This is a genomic window from Nocardiopsis sp. SBT366, assembly GCF_001083815.1.
Taxonomy (GTDB): domain Bacteria; phylum Actinomycetota; class Actinomycetes; order Streptosporangiales; family Streptosporangiaceae; genus Nocardiopsis; species Nocardiopsis prasina.
This window is the reverse complement of record NZ_LAVM01000033.1, coordinates 42,936-60,060: the sequence shown is the minus strand read 5'-3', so window position 1 is coordinate 60,060 and position 17,125 is coordinate 42,936. Positions and strand designations below refer to the sequence as shown.

Sequence of the window (17,125 nt, the reverse complement as noted above, 5' to 3'; positions counted from 1 at the left end):
GGTTGCGGCACAGGAAGCGGCGCTCTCCCGGAGCGGTGCGCACGAAACGGGTGATGCTCGGGATGTCCACGGCCAGCGGCGCCCCATCTCGCTGCTGGGCTTCGTCTGGATGTGGGTGGCCCTGGCCATCGTCATCGTCACCTTCCAGTACGGCGCCAACGGTGTCGAGGGCGGGCTCTCCCTCCCCGTGGTCATGCTCGTCGTGCTCACCGCCACCATGGCGCTGGCCGTGGTCATGACCCTCACGGCCGACATCGGCACCGAGCACGGCCTGTCCTTCGCCGTGTTCCTGCGTGCCCCCTTCGGCACCATCGGTACCCACATTCCCTCGCTCTCGCGCGGGACGGTGGCCGCCTGCTGGTTCGGCATCCAGACCTACATCGGCGCCCTGGCCATCAACGGCCTCGTGGAGTACTGGACCGGGTTCTCCTCATGGCCGCTCTGGTACGCCCTGTTCCTGGCCGTGCAGATCGCCAACGTCGCCCTCGGCATCAAGGCCGTCGAACGGCTGGCCTCCTTCGCGGCCCCGTGCATCCTCGCCATCTCGATCTGGATGTACTACACGTTGGACGGCGTCGCCGACCTGGAGGGCACCAACATCTGGACCTTCGCCTCCGGCGGCGACCTGTCGCTGGTGGCGTTCTTCCTGATCAACATGGTGGTGTGGGCGCCGCTGGCCGTGGACATCCCGAGCATCACCCGTTTCGTGCGCACCGCTCCGGGAGAGCGCCGCTTCCTGTGCCGCAACCGGGCCGTCCTCACCGCCCACTTCGTGGCCCTACCGATGATGCAGGCCTGGATCTCCTTCATCGGCGCGGTCTCCTTCATCGTCACCGGTGAGTGGAACCCCGTCGACGTCATCCAGGGCCAGAGCACCGGCCTCGTCCTCGGTGTCCTGCTGCTGATGATCGTCCTGGCCCAGTGGTCCACCAACACCGCCGCCAACGTCGTTCCCGCCGCGCTCAACTTCGTCAACGCCGCCGCACCCCACCTGTCCTACCGCTCGGGGGTGGTGCTGGCCGGGGTGGTCGGCACCGCCGTCATGCCCTGGCTGCTGCTGGACAACCTGTTCACCTTCCTGAGCTACTACGGCGGGTTCATCGCGGCCATCGCCGGGATCATGATCTGCGACTACTACGTGCTGCGCCGCCGTCGCCTGAACGTGCCCGCCCTGTACGACCCCCAGGGCCAGTACCGGTACGCGCGCGGGGTCAACCCGGCCGCCCTCATCGCCTGGTTGGGCGCCTCGGGCGTGTCCCTGTGGCAGCCCGACTACGCCTACGTCATCGGCTTCCCGGTCGCCTTCGCGCTCTACCTGGTGCTCATGCGCGCCTGGATCCTGCGCCGCCACCCGCAGGCCGAGATCGACGACCCGAGCGATTCCTACCTGGCCACCAGCGTGGGCCGCAGCTGGGTCCACGACCCCGCCTCGGGCACCTTCGACCGCCTGACCGTGGACGAGCTCCCCGACGGAAACCACCGCGCCGACATCTGAGCCACCCCCACCACATCCCACCCATCCCCCGTGAGGACCCCATGAGCGACACCGAGCACCCGCCGTCCGCCGAAGCGGCGCTCGGCCCCGACGGCGCCGACCTGACCCTCCGATCCCCCGACCCCTCGCTGCACAACGAGGACCTCGCCCCCGTGCCCCGGAGCAGGCGCAGCTGGGGCGCTTTCGAGATCTTCAACGTCTGGACCAACGACATCCAGAGCCTGTTCGGCTACACCCTGGCCGCCACGCTCTTCATCTCCTACGGCCTCAACGGCTGGGCGGTGTTCGCCGGGATCATCCTGGCCGGGCTCATCGTCATGTTCCTGTGCGACCTCGTCGGCCGCCCGAGCGTGCGTTACGGCATCCCCTACGCCGTCATGGCGCGCGCCAGCATGGGAGTGCACGGCACCCAGTTCCCCACGCTCATCCGGGGCATCACCGCCATGTTCTGGTACGGGGCCCAGACCTACTTCGCCTCCACGGCGATGGCACTGCTGATCACGGCCCTGTTCGGCCCGGGCCCCCAGGGCACCTTCCTGGGCCTGTCCGCCGTGGGGTGGATCTCCTACGTGATCGTGGCCGTGGTTCAGCTGGCGCTGTTCAGCCGGGGCATCAAGTCGATCGGCGTGTTCCTCAACTGGGCCGGACCGGCGGTGTACGCGGTCATGATCGCCATGATGATCGCTCTGTGGGCCATGGCCGGGGGCGACCTCCTCTCCGAGCTGGGAACCGTCTTCGCCGCTGACGGCGACTATCCCGGCGGCACGGTCGCGGCGTTCTCGGCCGTGGTGGGCACGATGGTCGCCTACTTCGCCGCGGTGGTCGTCAACTATGGCGACTTCGCACGCTTCACCCGCTCCGAGCGCGCCATGCGACGCGGCAACCTGTGGGGGCTGCCCGTCAGTCTGGCCCTGTTCTCCTTCCTCACCCTGGTCATCACCGCCGGAAGCTCGGTGCTGTACGGGGAGGCGCTCACCAACCCGGCCGACATCGTCGCGCGCGTGGACAACATCTGGCTGACCGTGGTGGCGGCCCTGACCTTCTTCGTCGCCACCGTGGGCATCAACCTGGTCGCCAACTTCATCCCGCCCGCCTACGGCCTGGCCAACCTGGCGCCCTCGGTCATCAGCGCCCGCACCGGTGGGCTCATCACGGCCTCGGTGGGCTTCGTGGTGGGCGCCCTGTGGGTCGCCTACATCGACAACATCGGCATCGCGTCGTTCGTCGACACCCTCGGGGCGGTCCTGGCTCCGTTGTACGGCATCATCGTCGCCGACCACTACCTGCTGCGGCGCCAGCGCGTGAATCTCCAGGCCCTGTACTCGGCGGCCCCCGGTTCGGAGTACTACTTCACCCGGGGCTGGAACCTGCGCGCGCTGTCCGCCTTTTGCCTGGCCTCGGTCTTCTCGGTGACGGCGGTGTGGCTGCCCGCCCTCCAGACCTGGTCCGGGTTCGTGTGGATCTTCGGGGCGGTGCTGGGCGGTGCCCTGCACTACGTGATCGCCCGCGGCCGTAGGGCCGCCCCGGCGGCCTCCTGACCCACACGCGGTCAGGTCGGTCACACGGTCGGGCCCGCCGCCGGAGGACCTCCGGTGACGGGCCCGACTCGTGACTTCTCCCGGCTATCCCTCGCGGCCCAGGTAGGCGCGCAGGTGTCGGGCGGTGAGTGTCTCCCCCTTCTCGACCAGCTCCGCCGGGGTGCCCTCGAAGACCACCCGGCCGCCGTCGTGCCCGGCCCCGGGGCCGAGGTCGATCACGTGGTCGGCGTGGGCCATCACGGCCTGGTGGTGCTCGATCACCACCACCGTGTTGCCGTCGTCCACCAGCCGGTCCAACAGCGCCAGCAGCCGGTCCACGTCGGCCAGGTGCAGTCCGGTGGTGGGCTCGTCCAGCACGTACACCGCGCCCTTCCTGGCCATGGAGATCGCCAGCTTCAGCCGCTGGCGCTCACCGCCGGACAGGGTCGTGAGCGGCTGCCCCAGGCCGAGGTACCCCAGGCCGACGTCGTACATCCGGTCCAGGATGACCCGGGCGTTGCCGGAGGCGAAGAAGTCGCGCGCCTCCACCACGGACATGGCCAGCACCTGGCTGATGTCCTTCCCGCGCAGCTTGTGTTCGAGGACCTCGGCCTTGAACCGGCGCCCCTCGCACTTCTCACAGGTGGTGGCCACACCGGCCATCATGGCCAGGTCGGTGTAGATCACCCCGGCGCCCTTGCACTCCGGGCAGGCACCCTCGGAGTTCGCGCTGAACAGGGACGACTTCACCTTGTTGGCGCGGGCGAACGCAGTGCGGATCGGGTCCAGCAGCCCGGTGTAGGTGGCCGGGTTCGAGCGGCGCGACCCGCGGATCGCTGACTGGTCCACGACCACCACGCCCTCACGGCCGGGCAGAGCCCCGTGGATGAGCGAGCTCTTGCCCGAGCCCGCCACCCCGGTGACCACGGTGAGGACCCCGAGCGGGACGTCCACGGACACGTCCCGGAGGTTGTGGGTGCTGGCCCCCCGGATGGGGATGGTGCCCTTCGGGGTCCGCGCCCTCTCCCTGAGCTGGGCCCGGTGGTCCAAATGGCGCCCGGTGAGGGTCCCGGAGGCCCGCAGTCCGGCCACGTCGCCGTTGTAGGTGACGGTGCCGCCGGTGGGTCCGGCGCCCGGCCCCAGGTCCACGACGTGGTCGGCGATGGCGATGGTCTCGGGCTTGTGCTCGACCACCAGCACGGTGTTGCCCTTGTCGCGCAGGCCGAGCAGGAGGGTGTTCATCCGCTCGATGTCGTGCGGGTGCAGGCCCACGGTGGGCTCGTCGAAGACGTAGGTGACGTCGCTGAGGCTGGAGCCGAGGTGGCGGACCATCTTGACCCGCTGGGCCTCGCCACCGGACAGGGTGCCCGACTCCCGGTCCAGGCTCAGGTACCCGAGCCCGACCTGCACCAGCGAGTCCAGGGTGTGCCCGAGGGTGTCCGCGAGCGGCTTCACCGAGGGTTCCTCGAGTGCGCGGACGAACTCCGCCAGGTCGCTGATCTGCATTGACGCGCACTCGGTGATGGTGCGGCCGTTGACCTTGACCTCACGGGCGGCCGCGTTGAGCCGGGTGCCCTCGCACTCGGGGCAGATCGAGAAGACCACGGCGCGGTCCACGAACGCGCGGATGCTGGTCTGCATCTTCTCGCGTTCCTTGGCCAGGTAGGTGCGCTTGATCTTGGGGACCAGGCCCTCGTAGGTCAGGTTGCTGCTCCCGACCTTCACCTTGGTGACGGGCTGGTGGAGGAGGCTGTGCCACTCCTCGTCGGTGTAGTCACGGAGCTTCCTGTCCGAGTCCAGCAGCCCGGAGGTGGTGAAGATCTGCCAGTACCAGCTGTCCACGGAGAACCCGGGTACGGTGATGGCGCCCTCGTTCAAGGAGAGGTCGCGGTCGTAGAGCTCCTCGACGTCGATCTGGTTGGTGCGGCCCAGCCCCTCGCACTCGGGGCACATGCCCTCGGAGTTGTTGAAGCTGAACACGCTGGAGGGTTCCAGGCGCGGACTGCCCACCCGGCTGAAGACGATGCGCAGCATCGCGTGGGCGTCGGTGGCGGTACCCACCGTGGAGCGCGCGTTGGCCCCCATCCGCTCCTGGTCCACGATGATCGCCGCGCTGAGGTTGCGCAGGGCGTCCACGTCAGGGCGGCCCACGCTCGGCATGAAGGACTGGAGGAACGCGGTGTAGGTCTCGTTGATCAGCCGCTGGGACTCGGCGGCGATGGTTCCGAAGACGAGCGAGGACTTCCCCGAGCCGGACAGGCCGGTGAAGACGCTCAGTCTCCGTTTGGGGATGTCCACGGAGACGTTGTCGAGGTTGTTCTCCCTGGCCCCTCGGACCTGGATGGTGTCGTGGGTGTCCGCCAGGGTGGTGGGTTCGGAAGACAAGCTGCTCCTCAGGATCCTCGGAAAGCCTTATGCGGTAAACTAACAGCCAGCGAACGTTAGTTTATTCCATAAGGAGATGCAAGTGGTTGTCTACGCCGGGCAGGGTGACCCCCGTCGCTCCATGCAGCTGCTGTGGCGCGACCACGAACCGGCCGAACGCACCGGACCCGGCCCCCGCGCCCAGTTGAGCGTGAACCTCGTAGTGGAGACCGCCATCGAGGTCGCCGACACCGAGGGCATGCAGGCCCTGTCCATGCGCGCCGTGGGCGAACGCCTGGGCCGCACCGCCATGTCCCTCTACACCTACGTGGCCAGCAAGAACGAACTCATCGACCTCATGTACGACCACTCCTTCGCCGAGCTGGTCCGTGAGTGGGAGTCCGGCGGCGCCGCTCCGATGCTAGGAGGGGACACTGACAGGACGGACTGGCGCGCGGAGGTCCTGGCCTGGTCCGGCCATCTGTGGAACTTCTACCTGCGTCACCCCTGGACCCTGGAGATCTCCCAGGCCCGGCCCGTCCTGGGCCCCAACGAGTACCGGCTCTTCGAGGAACTGGCGACCGTCCTGCACCGCACCGGACTCCCCGCCAAGGCCATCAGCAACACCTACGGCAGCATCCTCAACCTGGCCAGGGGCATGGTCCGCACCGCCGCGGAGGCCCGCCAGGCCGAGGCCGTCACCGGCCAGCCCGAGGACCAGTGGTGGTTCGCTCGTTCAGCCCAGCTGGAGGAGGTCTCCGATGACTTCTCCGAGCGCTTCCCCACACTCACCCTGATGACCGAGGAGGGGGCCTTCGCCAACGACGACCCCAGCGAGCCCTACCTGGAGCAGGAGGCGTGGGAGTCCTTCCAGTTCGGCCTGGACGCGCTGCTGGACGGGGTACAGCGACGCATCGACGCCACTTCGGGTGCGTCCGCGTGAGCACCGCCGACCCCTTCGCCCCCTGGGCCCCGTTGGCTCCCGAGGAGGTCGCCTCGCTGTTCACCGGGGTCGAGGCGCCCTGGTGGATCGCGGGCGGGCACGCCATCGCGCTCGCCGTGGGCCGCCGGTTCCGCGAGCACGCCGACACGGACGTGCTGCTGCTCCGCCGCGACCAGCACAAGGTCCAGGAAGTGCTCCCGGACTGGGAGTGGTGGGCGGCCGACCCGCCCGGCACGCTCCGCCCCTGGCGCGCGGGTGAGACGCTGCCCGAGGGTGTCCACGACGTATGGTGCCGCCCCGGCCCCGCGGCGCCCTGGCGGCTCCAGTTCATGCTCGACGAGGCCGACGGCGACCGCTGGACCTACCGTCGGGACGCGCGGATCACCCTCCCCCTGAGCCAGCTCGGTCGACGCTCGGCGGAGGGGCTCCCCTACCTGACCCCGGAGGTCCAGCTCCTCTGCAAGGCCAAGGGAAGGCGTCCCAAGGACGAACGGGACCTCACGGAGACCCTGCCGGTCCTCGACGCCGCCCAGCGCCGGTGGCTGGTCCGGGCCCTGTCCCAGGTCCACGGGATCCACCATCCTTGGCTGCCGCGCCTGGGCCGGGAGGACCGCTGAGGGCGGGGCCGGTCAGATCCAGCCCAGCAGATACAGCACCAGCAGGGTCAGCGCGGCCGAGAGCAGCAGGGAGGTCACGCAGCCCAGACGGCTGCTGTAGAAGAAGAACACGGACGCCTCCTCGTGGGTTCGCTCAACCACCAGTATTCCGCCCGGCCCCACGCTCCACGTGAGGGGTCGAGGTCAGGCCGGGCGTGCGAAGGTGATGATCTCCTGACTGGTGTCGGTGAGCGGACTCCGGTCCCAATAGCCGTACTGCGCGGTCACCTCGAACCCTGCCTCGGTCAGGAAGCCGTTGAGGCGGTCGGCGCCCAGGAACCGCAGCTTGCTCCGGCTGACCAGCGGTTGCGCCCATCCCTCGACGCTGTAATCGGAGGTGAAGGTGACCAGGTCACCGTCGACCTCTCGGAGGCGGTGCACGCAGGTGGCCTCCCGGCCCTGCGGACCGCTGACCGTGCGTACCCGCTCGGGTTTCCAGGCCTCCCAGCCCCGTACGGCCGGATTGCGGGTCTCGAACACGAACCGTCCGTCGGCGGTGAGGGCACGCCGGACGGCGGCCAGGTTGGCGCGCAGCTCGTCGTCCGTGGTGAACACCTGGAAGGCGTGCCCGGACATGATGACGAGGTCGAACTCGTCCTCGAACGGGCCACCCGCCTGCCCGTCGTAGGCACCCGAGACCAGGTCGCCCAGGGTCCACTCGATGTCGTCGCGGTCCCGGCGGCCCACGTCCAGCATCGCGTCGGCCGGGTCCAGCCCCACGAGCCGACCGGTGTGTCCGCTCTCGCGCGCCACCCGTTGGAGCTTCCCGGTGCCGCAGCCCACGTCCAGTACGGAGCGGGCACCCATCACGAGGTCAAGGTAGAAGTCGTCCTGCGGGGAGACCCGCCAGTGGCTGAAGTAGTCGTAGAGCTCGGCGAGGTCCGGCGTGGAGAAGTGTCGATCGACCATCCGACCATTGTGGGAGCACGTGCCCATGCGGCCCAAGTGTTTTTCCGCCTCCCACGCACCCAGGCGAGCGCCACCGCCCGCCGAGTTCGGCCTCGTCCGGGCGAACCACCGGAGACCGCCGCACCAGAGCGCAGTCCTCCCCCGACGTGGAAGGATCGACCCGTGACAGTCTTCCTCACTCCCGAACAGCTGGCCCGACGAACCACAGCCGCGGTGAGCGCCGCCGTGGGTGCCGGACGCGAGCTCGGGCTCACCGTGTCCGACCCGCGCGTGCTGCACGATCTGTTCTCCGTGGTCGTCCACCTCGCGCCCTCACCGGTCGTGGCCCGCCTCCCCACGGTCCTGCCGGACTCGACGACCCTGGACTCGGTGACCGCGCGGCAGCGCGCGGAACTGGACGTCACACGGTGGCTGTCCGACCAGGGGACGCCCGTCCTCGCGCCCAGCCCGCTGGTGCCGTGTGAGCCCGTGCAGCGTGACGGGTTCTCGATCACGTTCTGGGAGTACGTGGAGGAGAGGCGCGAGGGGGAACCCGACTACGTCGCCAACGCCGAGAGCGTCCCCGCACTGCACGCGGCCATGCGTGGCTACCCGGGGCGGCTGGAGTTCCTGGGCGCGGCCGAACCGTCTTCCCTCTCCGCCAGCCTCGACCGTCTGGAGGCCAGCCCCGACCTCATCTCCGCTCCGGACCTGGAGCGGGCACGCCGTGAGTGGGGGGTCCTGGAGCCGATCGCCAGTTCGCGCGAGGAGTTCGAGCGCGCGTTCCCGGGGATCGAACTCCAGCCGATCCACGGCGACTCCCCGCCCGCCAACATCTTCGCCACCCTGGACGGAGACCGCTACGCCGACTTCGAACTGGTCTCGCTGGGGCCTGTGGAGTGGGACCTGGCCGCGCTCGGTCCCGAGCTGGAGGCCGCCTACGACCGGGGGGCTCGCCGCGACGGCGTGCGCGAGCTTGACGGGGACGTGCTGGCCTTCGTGAACGCCGTGGGGGCTCTGAGGGTCATCGCCGCCCTCGAACTCGTCCCGAAGCTGCCCGTGCTGGCCGAGTTCCTGAACCCGGCCGTCGACCAGTGGCGAGCCACACCCTTCGACGTCGACCCGCCCGGTCTGGCCGGTTGAGGCCTGCGAACCCTGTTGCCCAGGCGGCCGCGACTCGGGCACTGTGTCCGTCATGACCCCTTTTTTCGGTCCTCCCTCCGTCTCCGTCGCCCACCTGAGCGACCCGCACCTGACAGCGGACGGCCGCGCAGCCGAACCGGCGGTCGGGCTGAGCCAGGCGCTCAGCCGGGTGCTGGCCCTGGACCCGCTCCCGACCTGCGTGGTCGTCTCGGGTGACCTGGCCGAGCACGGCAGCCCCGAGGAGTACGCGGCACTCCACGAGGTCATCGACGGGTTCCCGCTTCCCCTGCTGCTGGTGACGGGCAACCACGACCACCGCGAGAACCTGCTCACCGCCTTCGGGGGCAGCGCCCACCTCGGCGGGAGCACGAGCGCCCACTACCTCGTGGAGTACCCCGAGGTCACCATGGTCATTCTGGACTCCCTCGTCCCCGGCGCCCCTGGAGGGCTGCTGGGCGCCGAGCAGTTGGACTGGCTGGACTCGGTCCTGGACCGGCGCCCCGACGTTCCGGCCCTCGTGTGCGTACACCACCCGCCGGTTCCCCTCGGCATCCCGTTCCAGGACGGCATGCGGCTCGACGACGGTGCCGAGCTGGAGGAGGTGGTGGCCGGCCACCCGAACGTCGCCCGTGTGCTGGCGGGACACGTCCACCGGCAGACCACCACCGGCTTCGGGGGAAGCGTCCTCACCACCGCTCCCAGCACACACCGGCAGAGCGCACTCAAGAGGAACAGTGACGATCCGTGCGGCTTCGTCTCCGAACCCACCGCGTTCCTGCTGCACCAGCAGACCGACCGGGGATGGGTGACCCACACCGTCCAGGTCAGCCACGCCGAGAACCCCTGATCCCGGGGGCGGTTGTCCACAGGTGAACGCCCGCACTGTCGCGATGCCCGAACGAACCCTAGTCTGGAGACATGCCGGACACCCCCCAGCCAACAGCGCCCTTCGACGTCGACGCCTTCCTGTCCCAGCCCCTGGTGGCCCGCGTGGCCACCGTCAACGCCTCCGGAGCACCCACCGTCCGGCCGGTCTGGTTCCTCTGGGAGAAGGGAGTGCTGTGGTGGATCACCGGGGAGTACGCGGTCATGGCACGGCACCTGGAGAGGGACCCGCGCACAGCCGTGGTGGTGGACACCTGTGACCTGGAGCGGCAGGAGTTCCTCCAGGTGATCCTGCGCGGGGAAGCGGAGGTGGTCCCCTTCGACCCCGCCCTCAGCAGACGCAAGCTCCGCAGGTACCTGGGCGACGACGAGAGCACCTGGCACCCGGACTTCCGGTACTACGCCGACGACGCCCGCCTGGTCCGCTTCGTGCCCGACCGCACGGTGGTCAAGGACCTGTCCAAGTCATTCTCCTGACCCGCGCGGCGGTCCCCCAGCCAAGGAACGAGCCGGAGGCCGGATCGTGGATGTCACCGGTCCGCACGGCGGGCCCCTCGTGGGCGCCGCCGTCGGCTGGCGGCGGTCGTCAGCTCCGAGCACGGCAAGGTCTTCCCCGACGCCCAGGGCGAGGTGGCGCGGGGCCCGGAAACGGCGACGACCTGGGGATCAAGGGTGGAGCACGACGACGCAGGGCTGAGTCCGACGCGGATTCCCCCGGCCGTTCTGGGCCCCGCCCGCGGCTCACCGGCGGTTTCCCGAGCCTGACCTCGTGTCCCGCGGGTCCGGCGCCGTCCGCCGTGGTGCCGGTCGGGTCCGGCTTCAGACGGTTGCGGGGGCTCGCGTGCGGATCCGCCGGAGTCATGCTCCAGATCGTCGCGGTACCTCGGGCTACTCCCCGGTGACCCCGTCGACGCGCTCACGGATGAGGTCGGCGTGGCCGTTGTGCCGGGCGTACTCCTCGATCATGTGCACCAGAATCCACCGGAGCGAGCAGTCCTCGCCGTGCCGCTGGTTCCTGCCGACGGCATCGAGGGACAGGCCCACCGACGTCCTCCGGGCGTTGTCGATCTCGGAGCGCCACACCGCGAAGGACTCCTCGACCGAGGCGGAGTCGACGTTCAGGAAGTCGCCGTCCCGGTCGCCGGGGAGCTTGATCGGCGAGTGGTAGTCCTCTCCCGCGAGGACCACGCGAAACCACATGTGTTCCACGTAGGCCATGTGCCTCACCAGACCCAGCAGGGACATCGGTGAGGGCGGGGTGGAACGTGTGCGCAGCTGGTCATCGGTGAGGCCCTGGCACTTGACGGCGAGGGTCTCCCGGTGCCACTCCAACCAGTTCTCGAGCATGGTGCGCTCGTCGGCGACGTAGGGCGGGTCGATGCGGGGATCAGTCATGAGCCGCGACACTAGGCAGAAGCCGTCCTCTTGGCAACGCATTTGTCCGTGTCCCGTCCCCGGGCCCCGCACGACCGGAAGCCGCTCGGGGCCGTCGCGATCGGGATCGCGTGTGTGGAGGTCGGTACTCCGTCCGGCGTCGTGGTGTTGCGGGGCCGCTGGTGCGGCGCGTGACGCGGCCGCCATGGTGCGCGGCGCGCTCGGTCTGGACTGACCCGTTCGGGGGCGTACCGGCCACTTCGGACGGCAAATTCGGGTCCGACACCGGCCGCCCCGGGTCCAAAGCCCCGAGTGGGAGCGATTCCAGAGGACTTAGGATCACGGCCATGGACACACGTGAACTCGGTACCGTCGCCCAGGTCGGCGTCGTCGGATTCGGCGCCTGGCAGATCGGCTCCGGCTGGGGAGAGGTCAGTGAGACCGACGCCATGAACGCCCTGAACACGGCGGTGGAGGAGGGGGTCACCTTCGTCGACACCGCCGACGTCTACGGGGACGGGCGCAGCGAAAGGCTGGTCGGCAAGCTGCTCAAGGACCACCCCCACCTGACCGTGGCCACCAAGATGGGCCGCCGCATGGCTCAGGACCCCGCCCACTACAACTCGGGGAACTTCCGCGCCTGGAACGACGACTCCCGTCGCAACCTGGGCGTGGACACCATCGAGCTGGTCCAACTGCACTGCCCGCCCTCGGCCGTCATCGAGAGCGACGCCGTCTTCGACGACCTGGACGCCATGGTGGACGAGGGGCGCATGCGCGCCTACGGGGTCTCGGTGGAGACCTGTGACCAGGCCCTGGCCGCCATCGCCCGGCCGAACGTGGCCAGCGTGCAGATCATCCTCAACGCCTTCCGCCACAAGCCCCTGGAGCGGGTCCTGCCCGCGGCCAGGGAGGCCGGGGTCGGGATCATCACGCGGGTCCCCCTCGCCAGCGGCCTGTTGTCGGGCAAGTTCAGCGCCGCGAGCAGTTTCGGGGAGGACGACCACCGCAGCTTCAACCGCGGAGGCGAGGCCTTCGACCGCGGTGAGACCTTCTCCGGCGTCGACTACGAGACCGGCCTGGAGGCGGTGGAACGCCTGCGCCCCCTGGTTCCCGAGGGGGTCACCATGGCCCAGTTCGCGCTGCGCTGGATCCTGGACCAGGACGGGGTGAGCGTGGTCATCCCCGGCGCCCGCGACGCCGACCAGGCCCGGGGCAACGCGGCCGCCGCGCAGCTGCCGCCTTTGGACGCCAAGACCCACGAGCAGGTCCGCGAGGTCTACGACCAGCTGATCCGCCCCCAGGTCCACCACCTGTGGTGATCGTCGGGGCCGGGGCTGACGAGTCCGTCCAGCGCCCGGCCCCGACCCCCACGGGGTCCGGCTCCGAAACCCTCCTACACGCAGCCGCCCAGGACACTGTCGACCGCGGCGAACAGGGTGGCGGCCTCGGACTCCAGCAGGGACTCCGTACCGGGCAACGCCCTTTCAAGCGTGACGCCGTTGACCACGGTCAGCAGGAACTTCGCGCGCCTGGCGTTGTCGCCCCCGGGGAGCGCGCCCTCCTCGACGAGCACGGAGAGCCAGTGCTCGACACGGTGCTGCATCTGGCCTTCGATGACCAGGTAGGTCCTACGGGCCTCCTCGGTCGGTTCGGGGGCGATGAGGGTCTCGTAGGTCCTGCGCAGGGCCTCCCTCGCCTCGTTCCCGGTCCCGGCGTGCGCGAGGATCTGCCGTAGGCAGCTGACCAGGCGCTCCCGCGCCGGCAGCGCCGTGTCGTGGATGGGCTCGCCCGGGGCGATGTGCGCGTAGATGCCCGCGAGCACCGCGTCCATCAGGGCGCGCTGCGTGGGGAAGTGGTGCCGCAGCGAGCCGGTGCTCACCCCGGCCCTGGTCGCCACCGCCCGCACGCTCGGTCGCTCGGCCGGGTTCTCACTCACCATCGTCGCCGCCGCGATGAGGATCCTGTCGCGCGAGCTCTGCCTCGCGTCACCTGCTTCGGTCATCGGTACCTCCTGCCCTCATCCTACTAGTACACCGTACTAGCACGGTGTGTTAGTGTCTCTCGTGTCGCCAACACGCTGTGTTGGAAGTGGATCGACGAGAGGTGGAGGACGGACATGCTCGACCAGTGGCGCCGCCGACGCGCGGCACGCCGCGTCAAGGTCGGAGACGGCCGCCACCTGAAGCGGTTCCGCTGGTGGCAGCTGTTCAGCCGCTCCCTGTTCCACCTCCCCCTCCGCCAGGACGACGGTCGCACCGCGCTCTACTCGGTCGACGTCAACCACTGGGGCGGGAAGGAGGACGGCGAGGTCACGGCCGACCTGTACCTCGACGGCACGCGGCACGCCCACTCCAGGATGCCCGCGGCCTTCCCCGTCCCCGGCGGACACGTCGAGGTCGCCATGAGCTCCTTCGGGCTCAGGCGCTGCCACCACGTTCCCGATGACGGTGCGGACCGGCAACTCGTCCCGGATCCCCGCTCGGCCGAGGGAAGACGCGCCCGACTCGACCGCGAACACCCGGCCCTGGGCCGCTGGATCGGTGCCGTCTCGGTCGCCCTGCTCGTGGTCGGGCTCGGCCTGAACCTGCTCCAGGTCCTCGAACCCATCTCGCAGATCCCGCCGGTCAACGACGTGACCGGCACGTTCACCTCCCCCGTCACGCTGCCGCTCTGGCTCAACGTCACGCTCGGCGTCGGCGCCGCCCTGGGCAGCGCCGAGCGCGCGCTCCGCCTGCGCCACTCCTGGCTCGACGACGCGGGCAACTGAGCCACCCCCACCGAAAGGACGACATGACCACCCGCACCCCGGATCATGTGCCGACCCCCTCCGGGGGTCCGGTCCGCTCGACCCCACTGTCCGAACGCTCCCTCGCACCCGACATCGCACGGGGGATGATGCTCCTGCTCATCGCTCTGGCGCACACCCCGTACTTCCTCTACACGGCGCAGGCGGGATCGGTGGGCCTGCACCCGGTGGAGGGCGGCCTGGCCGACCGGATCGCCCAGGCACTGACCCTCATCGTCGTGGACGCACGGGTCCACACCATGTTCGGGTTCCTGTTCGCCTACGGCATCGGCCAGATGTACGCGCGTCAGACGTCCAAGGGAACCAGTCCCCTCCAGGCCCGACGGCTTCTGCGACGACGCCACCTGTGGATGCTCGTGTTCGGCGCGGTCCACGCCCTGTTGCTCTGGCAGGGCGACATCATCGGCGTCTACGGGCTGATCGGCCTGATCATGGTGCCGCTGTTCTTCGGACGCTCGGACCGCACCCTCAAGATCTGGATCGGGATCCTGCTGGGGCTGGGCGCCCTGCTCACCCTGGCGGGGATGCTGGTCCCGGCCGACGCGGGCACGGCCGCGGCCGCCGACATGCAGCGCGCCAGCATCGCCGAGGAGTCCTACCTGGCCGCCGCGGCGACACGGTTCGTCACCTGGTCGTTCCAGCTGGTCGCGGGGATCGCGACGGTGGCGCTGCCCACCGCCTTCCTCATGGGCGTGCTCGCCGCGCGGCACCGGATCCTGGACGAGCCCAGCCGACACCTCGTGCTGCTGCGGCGGCTCGCCCTGTGGGGCATCGCCGCCGGGTGGATCACCGGCGCCGTCCTGGCCCTCCAGCACACCGGTGTCGCCGAGATCGCCCCGGTGACGGCGCTGACCGGCCTGCACTTCTACGCCGGGATCTTCACCGGAGTCGGGTACGCCGCTCTCTTCGGACTGCTGGCGCACTGGATGAGCGGCCGCGCGGCGGCCTCCTCCCGGCCGGTGCGGTGGCTGGGCGCCCTGGGCCGCCGATCGATGAGTGGGTACATGGCGCAGTCCGTGGTGTGGGGGCCGGTCCTGGCCGCCTGGGGCCTGGGACTGGGCGCGCACCTGTCGAGCTGGTCGGCCGCTCTGCTGGCCGTGCTCACCTGGGCCCTCACCGTGGCTGGCGCGGCTGCCATGGAACGCGCCGGGCGGCGCGGCCCGGCGGAGGTCCTGCTGCGCCGACTGACCTACCGACCCGCCAGGTCCGCCGACGCCTGACCGGAGACGGATCCCCGCGCCCCACACCGGAACGGGGAACCACACCGCCGAAAGGGGCGGGCCGGGACCTTCCCAGGTCCCGGCCCGCCCCTTCGTTCACGTCCGACTAGATGAGCCCCTGGGCCAGCATCGCGTCGGCGACCATCTCGAACCCGGCGACGTTGGCGCCCAGCACGTAGTCGCCCTTGGCGCCGTGCCGCACGGCCGCCTCCTCACAGCGGTCGTGGATGCCGGCCATGGTCTCGGCCAGCTCCGACTCGGCGTGCTCGAAGGACCACGAGGTCCGCCGGGCGTTCTGGCGCATCTCCAACACGCTGGTGGCCACACCGCCCGCGTTGGCGGCCTTGCCCGGAGCGAACAGCACTCCGGCCTGCCGGAACACCTTGGCCGCCTCGGGGGTGGTGGGCATGTTCGCGCCCTCCGCCACCGCCAGCACGCCGTTGGCGACCAGCGCCTTGGCGCCCTTGACGTCGAGCTCGTTCTGGGTGGCCGAGGGCAGCGCCACCTCACAGGGCACGTCCCACACGCTGCCGCCCTCGACGAACGTCGCGCCACCGCGCCGTTCGGCGTAGGCGCTGATCCGCGCGCGCTCGACCTCCTTGACCTCCCTGAGCAGGTCGAGGTCGATGCCCTTGTCGTCCACCACGTAGCCGCTGGAGTCCGAGCAGGCCACCACGGTGGCGCCCAGCTGCTGGGCCTTCTTCACCGCGTAGATCGCCACGTTGCCCGAACCCGACACCACCACGCGGCGGCCCGCCAGGCCCTTCCCGGCCCGCTCCAGCATCCGCTCGGTGAACATCACCGTTCCGTACCCCGTGGCCTCGGTACGGACCGCCGAACCACCCCAGTCCAGGCCCTTGCCGGTGATGACCCCGGCCTCCCAGCGGTTGCTCAGCCGCCGGTACTGCCCGAACATGTAGCCGATCTCGCGGGTGCCGACACCGATGTCACCGGCGGGGATGTCGGTGTACTCGCCCAGGTGGCGGTGGAGCTCGGTCATGAACGACTGGCAGAACCGCTCGATCTCCGCGTTGGAGCGACCCTTGGGGTCGAAGTCGCTGCCGCCCTTGCCTCCGCCGATCCCCATGCCGGTGAGCGCGTTCTTGAAGATCTGCTCGAACCCCAGGAACTTGATGACGCCCAGGTTCACGCTGGGGTGGAAGCGCAGACCACCCTTGTACGGGCCCAGGGCGCTGTTGAACTCCACCCGGAAACCACGGTTGACGTGCACCCGCCCCTGGTCGTCACGCCACGGGACGCGGAAGATGATCTGCCGCTCGGGCTCGCACAGACGCTCCAGCACACGCTGGTCGACGTACTCCGGGTGGCTCGACAGCGCGGGAGAGAGGGTCTCCAGCACCTCCAGGACCGCCTGCTGGAACTCGGGCTCGTCCGGATTGCGCCGGGCCACGTGCTGGAACGCCGAACGCACGCCCGGGTGGTGGTTCTCCAGTTCGGAGTCGCTGACAGAGGTCATGTGTGTTTCGGGTCCCTTCGGCGCTGGCGTCCCTCGCGGGTCAGCGCCCTGGGGGACGTCAACGCGATCAGTGATTCGGCCACTTTCGAGGCTCTCAACGACGTTACACGTCCGGTTCCGTCCTTCTTTGACCGCTCCCCTTCTGGCCGTGTCAGCCCCGCCCCGGTCCCTCGGGGCACCGCCACCGTGCTCCGGGGACTCCACCCCAGGGGCGTGTACGGGCCGTGCCCCCTGTGGAGTACGGACCAGCGTCCCCTCGCGGTCCCGAGTTCACGGGCGCGCGTGACCAGGGTCCCGTAACCGCCGAGCCCAGGCTGTGAGGGCGGTGCCCGGGATCGGTGGTGATGGCATGCG

16 protein-coding genes are annotated in these 17,125 nt (G+C 70.0%); 10 read left to right on the top strand and 6 right to left on the bottom strand.

Annotated elements, in window-relative coordinates:
• Together ADX84_RS12365 and ADX84_RS12360 are read left to right on the top strand one after the other, a co-directional pair.
• Positions 1 to 1,495, top strand: a 1,495-nt coding sequence (locus ADX84_RS12365) for an NCS1 family transporter (protein WP_234003943.1), incomplete at its 5' end; no start/stop codon positions are given.
• Between the two features lie 41 nt (positions 1,496 to 1,536).
• Positions 1,537 to 3,033 carry an NCS1 family nucleobase:cation symporter-1 gene (locus ADX84_RS12360; protein WP_049572455.1) on the top strand — a complete coding sequence of 499 codons (1,497 nt, stop codon included), beginning with the start codon at positions 1,537 to 1,539 and terminating at the stop codon, positions 3,031 to 3,033.
• 84 nt (positions 3,034 to 3,117) lie between these two features.
• On the opposite strand, the gene ADX84_RS12355 is transcribed toward ADX84_RS12360, so the two are convergent.
• On the bottom strand, positions 3,118 to 5,397 hold the full coding sequence (locus ADX84_RS12355) for an excinuclease ABC subunit UvrA (protein WP_049572453.1): 2,280 nt from the start codon (positions 5,395 to 5,397) through the stop codon (positions 3,118 to 3,120).
• Positions 5,398 to 5,479: 82 nt separating this feature from the next.
• On the opposite strand from ADX84_RS12355, the gene ADX84_RS12350 reads away from it, so the two are divergent.
• Positions 5,480 to 6,319 (top strand): TetR/AcrR family transcriptional regulator, encoded by an 840-nt coding sequence (locus ADX84_RS12350; protein WP_049572450.1) that lies wholly within the window; start codon positions 5,480 to 5,482, stop codon positions 6,317 to 6,319.
• Positions 6,316 to 6,936, top strand: coding sequence for a nucleotidyltransferase domain-containing protein (locus ADX84_RS12345; RefSeq protein ID WP_053107286.1), 621 nt, complete (start codon positions 6,316 to 6,318; stop codon positions 6,934 to 6,936). Before ADX84_RS12350 ends, ADX84_RS12345 begins: the two co-directional genes overlap by 4 nt.
• A 12-nt stretch (positions 6,937 to 6,948) precedes the next feature.
• Here ADX84_RS12345 and ADX84_RS26965 read toward each other — a convergent pair whose 3' ends face one another.
• Positions 6,949 to 7,077 (bottom strand): hypothetical protein, encoded by a 129-nt coding sequence (locus ADX84_RS26965; RefSeq protein WP_255352568.1) that lies wholly within the window; start codon positions 7,075 to 7,077, stop codon positions 6,949 to 6,951.
• 42 nt (positions 7,078 to 7,119) lie between these two features.
• The gene (locus ADX84_RS12340; RefSeq protein WP_049572447.1) at positions 7,120 to 7,884 is read right to left on the bottom strand and encodes a trans-aconitate 2-methyltransferase; all 765 of its coding nucleotides are present in this window, start codon (positions 7,882 to 7,884) and stop codon (positions 7,120 to 7,122) included.
• A gap of 162 nt (positions 7,885 to 8,046) precedes the next feature.
• Between ADX84_RS12340 and ADX84_RS12335 the strand changes: the two genes are divergently transcribed.
• The 3 genes from ADX84_RS12335 to ADX84_RS12325 all read left to right on the top strand — a co-directional run bounded on the left by ADX84_RS12335 (position 8,047) and on the right by ADX84_RS12325 (position 10,368).
• Entirely contained in the window at positions 8,047 to 9,006 is a 960-nt protein-coding gene (locus tag ADX84_RS12335) for a phosphotransferase (protein WP_049572443.1), read from the top strand.
• A 52-nt stretch (positions 9,007 to 9,058) separates the two neighbouring features.
• A complete protein-coding gene (locus ADX84_RS12330; RefSeq protein WP_049572440.1) occupies positions 9,059 to 9,853 on the top strand; it encodes a phosphodiesterase in 795 nt (264 codons plus the stop codon).
• Positions 9,854 to 9,924: 71 nt separating this feature from the next.
• Positions 9,925 to 10,368 (top strand): pyridoxamine 5'-phosphate oxidase family protein, encoded by a 444-nt coding sequence (locus ADX84_RS12325; RefSeq protein ID WP_049572437.1) that lies wholly within the window; start codon positions 9,925 to 9,927, stop codon positions 10,366 to 10,368.
• Positions 10,369 to 10,779: 411 nt separating this feature from the next.
• On the opposite strand, the gene ADX84_RS12320 is transcribed toward ADX84_RS12325, so the two are convergent.
• On the bottom strand, positions 10,780 to 11,286 hold the full coding sequence (locus ADX84_RS12320) for a DinB family protein (protein WP_049572432.1): 507 nt from the start codon (positions 11,284 to 11,286) through the stop codon (positions 10,780 to 10,782).
• 326 nt (positions 11,287 to 11,612) lie between these two features.
• Here ADX84_RS12320 and ADX84_RS12315 point away from each other — a divergent pair, with 326 nt between their 5' ends.
• Complete coding sequence (locus ADX84_RS12315; protein ID WP_049572428.1) at positions 11,613 to 12,587, top strand: aldo/keto reductase; 975 nt, start codon at positions 11,613 to 11,615, stop codon at positions 12,585 to 12,587.
• Positions 12,588 to 12,661: 74 nt separating this feature from the next.
• Here ADX84_RS12315 and ADX84_RS12310 read toward each other — a convergent pair whose 3' ends face one another.
• On the bottom strand, positions 12,662 to 13,270 hold the full coding sequence (locus tag ADX84_RS12310) for a TetR/AcrR family transcriptional regulator (protein WP_049572425.1): 609 nt from the start codon (positions 13,268 to 13,270) through the stop codon (positions 12,662 to 12,664).
• 114 nt (positions 13,271 to 13,384) lie between these two features.
• On the opposite strand from ADX84_RS12310, the gene ADX84_RS12305 reads away from it, so the two are divergent.
• Positions 13,385 to 14,035, top strand: a complete 651-nt coding sequence (locus ADX84_RS12305; RefSeq protein WP_049572421.1) for a hypothetical protein — start codon at positions 13,385 to 13,387, stop codon at positions 14,033 to 14,035.
• 23 nt (positions 14,036 to 14,058) lie between these two features.
• Positions 14,059 to 15,294, top strand: coding sequence for a DUF418 domain-containing protein (locus tag ADX84_RS12300; protein WP_049572418.1), 1,236 nt, complete (start codon positions 14,059 to 14,061; stop codon positions 15,292 to 15,294).
• Between the two features lie 106 nt (positions 15,295 to 15,400).
• Here ADX84_RS12300 and gdhA read toward each other — a convergent pair whose 3' ends face one another.
• Entirely contained in the window at positions 15,401 to 16,771 is a 1,371-nt protein-coding gene (gdhA, locus tag ADX84_RS12295) for an NADP-specific glutamate dehydrogenase (RefSeq protein WP_049572415.1), read from the bottom strand.
• Between the last annotated feature and the right edge of the window lie 354 nt (positions 16,772 to 17,125).